Origin of the sequence: Kitasatospora sp. NPDC059812 (assembly GCF_042732075.1) — a bacterium.
Lineage (GTDB): Bacteria > Actinomycetota > Actinomycetes > Streptomycetales > Streptomycetaceae > Kitasatospora.
On sequence record NZ_JBHWIO010000095.1, the window covers coordinates 2,537 to 5,450 of the forward strand.

Annotated in this window: 4 protein-coding genes; 3 read left to right on the forward strand and 1 reads right to left on the reverse strand. The window is 69.5% G+C overall.

Annotated elements, in window-relative coordinates; all coding sequences use genetic code 11:
* Positions 1 to 183 precede the first annotated feature (183 nt).
* Together ACFV6D_RS32710 and ACFV6D_RS32715 are read left to right on the forward strand one after the other, a co-directional pair.
* A complete protein-coding gene (locus ACFV6D_RS32710) occupies positions 184 to 840 on the forward strand; it encodes a transposase (protein ID WP_380562382.1) in 657 nt (218 codons plus the stop codon).
* A gap of 55 nt (positions 841 to 895) precedes the next feature.
* Entirely contained in the window at positions 896 to 1,294 is a 399-nt protein-coding gene (locus ACFV6D_RS32715; RefSeq protein WP_208869246.1) for a hypothetical protein, read from the forward strand.
* Positions 1,295 to 1,652: 358 nt separating this feature from the next.
* Here ACFV6D_RS32715 and ACFV6D_RS32720 read toward each other — a convergent pair whose 3' ends face one another.
* Entirely contained in the window at positions 1,653 to 1,853 is a 201-nt protein-coding gene (locus tag ACFV6D_RS32720) for a hypothetical protein (RefSeq protein ID WP_063352310.1), read from the reverse strand.
* Here ACFV6D_RS32720 and ACFV6D_RS32725 point away from each other — a divergent pair.
* Entirely contained in the window at positions 1,852 to 2,766 is a 915-nt protein-coding gene (locus ACFV6D_RS32725; RefSeq protein ID WP_063352309.1) for a hypothetical protein, read from the forward strand. The genes ACFV6D_RS32720 and ACFV6D_RS32725 overlap by 2 nt on opposite strands.
* Positions 2,767 to 2,914 lie beyond the last annotated feature (148 nt).

A 2,914-nucleotide genomic window follows, 5' to 3' on the forward strand; every position in this document is an offset into this window, starting at 1 on the left:
TACGCCCCCGGGGGCTTTTTTTGTAGTCGCCCAGCTTATCTCACATGCTGTGGGGGGGGCTTCCTCTCCGCGGCGGGCCGCTGGTGGTGCTCCGGCCTTTGGCCGATGCGGCGGTGCCTCGAAGCAGGACCGGGTGGCGCGATCGGCAACCGGGGATCCGGGGTCCGTGATCTGCGGGAGATCGTGAACGCGGTCTTCTACCAGAACCGGACGGGCTGTCAGTGGCGCTACCTGCCCCATGACCTGCCGTCCTGGTCGGCGGTGTTCTACTACTTCGGCCTGTGGCGCCAGGACGGGCTCGACCAGCGGATCCAGGAACTCCCGCGCTGCCAGGTTCGGGAGAGGGACCGCCGATTAGAGGACCCGTCCCTCGTGATCATCGGCACCCAGTCCGTCCGCGCGGCCGCCGGTGTTGCGAAGACCACGACGGGACTGGACGCGAACAAGAAGGTGTCGGGCCGCAAGCGGGGACTGGCCGTCGACGTCATGGGGCTGATCACCGGTGTCGTCGTCCTGGCCGCCTCCGCCCACGACAACGCCGCCGGCGCCGCCCTGCTCGACCGGGTCTCCGAGCGGTGCGGGATGCGTCTGGAGAAGGCCCTGGTGGACCAGGGCTTCAAGGACGAGGTCGTCATCCACGGTGCACTGCTGGACATCGACGTCGAAGTCGTCCGCCGCAACCCGGCCGACCAGGGCAAGGGCTTCGCCCCGCAGCCGAAACGGTGGGTGGTGGAGCAGACGAACGGCACCCTGATGCTGCTCGGCGCCTGGCCCGCGAGTACGACCACAGGCCCGACACCTCCGCCTCAGGCGTCTACTGGGCCTCCACCGCGAACATGACCCGCCGCCTCACCGCACCAGCCCCGGCCTGGCGCGACACCCTCGGACTGGCCGCGTGAACGTCGCCGAACTCCTGGCAGACCTCCAGAGCCGGCAGGACGAGGCCGCCGCCCAGGCAGCAGAACTACGCGCCCGGATCGAAGAGCTCGCCGCCGACCTGACCGAGACCGAAGCGCGGCTCACGGACCTGGCCACCGCCCGAAAGATCATCGCGGAGGTCACACCGGCAGGAGCCGAATCAGAACCACCCGAGACGAACACCACCTACCAGGCCATCGTGAACGCCTTCAACCAGCATCCCGACCAGGCATTCCGGGCACGCGAGCTGCACGAACTCCTCGGCATGCCCACCGAAGAGGCGTCCGTCAACATCACCCGCAGCCGCCTCGGACGCCTCACCCGCCAAGGCTTCCTCGCTCAACCCGGACGAGGCCGCTACCAGAAACGGACTTAACGTCCACTCACGCCATCCGCGTCCACCGGTTCTGTATCTCTGTCTTGTTCTCGCCCCTTGCGCCACCCGGGTGAACCCACTGGGCGCTGCGACCCGTGTGCCCCAAGTGACAGCTGGTGCCACTGATGGCACTCGCGCCTTCTTGGGGAGGGAAGTTGATGAAACGTCATGGTCGGCGCCTGGTCGCCCTGGCCGCATCGATGGCGGCCGCGGTCTCGCTCGTCGTCGCTTCGGGTGGCATGTCGGCGGCTCAGTCGGGCACCGGGGCAGCGGGTCTGCCGGGGATCGGGGGGCCGGGAACGGCGGTGAGCGCCGCGGACCGGCAGGACCTGTCGGTGAAGGCCGAGCCGGGTGGGGTTCAGTGCACGGAGGTGGCCGTGGGGTCGGCGCCTGGGAAGGCGGGTGCGGCGGCCGAGTGCGTGCAGGTCACCGACGGCCCGGCGGGTCGTAGGAGTGTTTCCGAGGCCGTCAGCAGCACGCAGGACGGTGCAGGGGCGTGCTCGATCGGCAGCGCGGGGTACTGGTCGTACGAGCGGTTCGGGTCGTGCCTGAAGGACATGACCACGACCTACACGCTGCGCGACGACAAGGGCACCGCCATCGGTTCGGCCCAGCTCAAGATCAACCTGAGCATGTCGCTGAGCGCCACGAGCTCGATGTGGACCGAACTGGTGACGGTCACCATGGTGTCCTCGACCAGCAACGTGCCGAGCCTCAACATCGCGTTCGACGCCAGCTGTACGGCGCCCTGCCAGATGGGCGCGGCCAAGCCCTGGGCGGGCGCCCGTACGCTGACGCCCGGGACGTCGGCGCAGGGTACGGTCCTGTACTCGGACTCGCCCGCCGTCGGGGCTGTCGACTCCCTGGCGAACGAGTACCACATGTACGTCACGCAGGACAACGCCATCCCCCTGCAGCCGAACGTCAACTGGACCAATCCGCGCAAGGTCCGCTGCGACAACGCCGTCCACGAGCCGGGCAAGGGCTCGCCCGGATGCGTCTACGCCGACGTCCGGCCCGACCTGTCCTACTCCCTGACGGACTACGGTGCGGCGGCCGCGACCTACGCCTTCGCACTGAACTACCTGCCCAACATGCCCAAGCAGTTCACGCGACTGAAGGGCGACAGCGAGCCGAACCGCAAGCGCACCTGCGGCGCGCAGAGCACGGTGCCGTTCGCCCAGCTGGACCCGGTCGCGTTCCCGGAGGACAGCTGCGACGAGTTCCCCTTCGCCGGGACGTACCAGGGCGGCACGAACGGCGGGCTGTGCGCCGAGATCGTCCCCCAACTCACCAACGGCAACTGGACGTTCCGTGAGACGACCGGACACCCGGTCACGTACAAGGAGTCGTGCGTGCGGGGCCACGTCCCGCTCCCGGTCAACAAGGCGGCCGGCGGGAAGTACGGCAGCTTCGTCCAGACGCAGCGCCTGATCGACACCGAGGCGTTCACCGTCTCCTGGACGACCTGACGTCCACGGGTCCCAGCCCGAACGACACCGTGGCGGGGGCGCCGGGGGGCGGGGCCCCCCCCGCGCCCCCCGGCCCCCCCCCCCCACACCCCCCCCAAAAAAGAAATGGGCCCAGGACAACCCCCAGCCCCCCGGGGGGGCCCCCCCC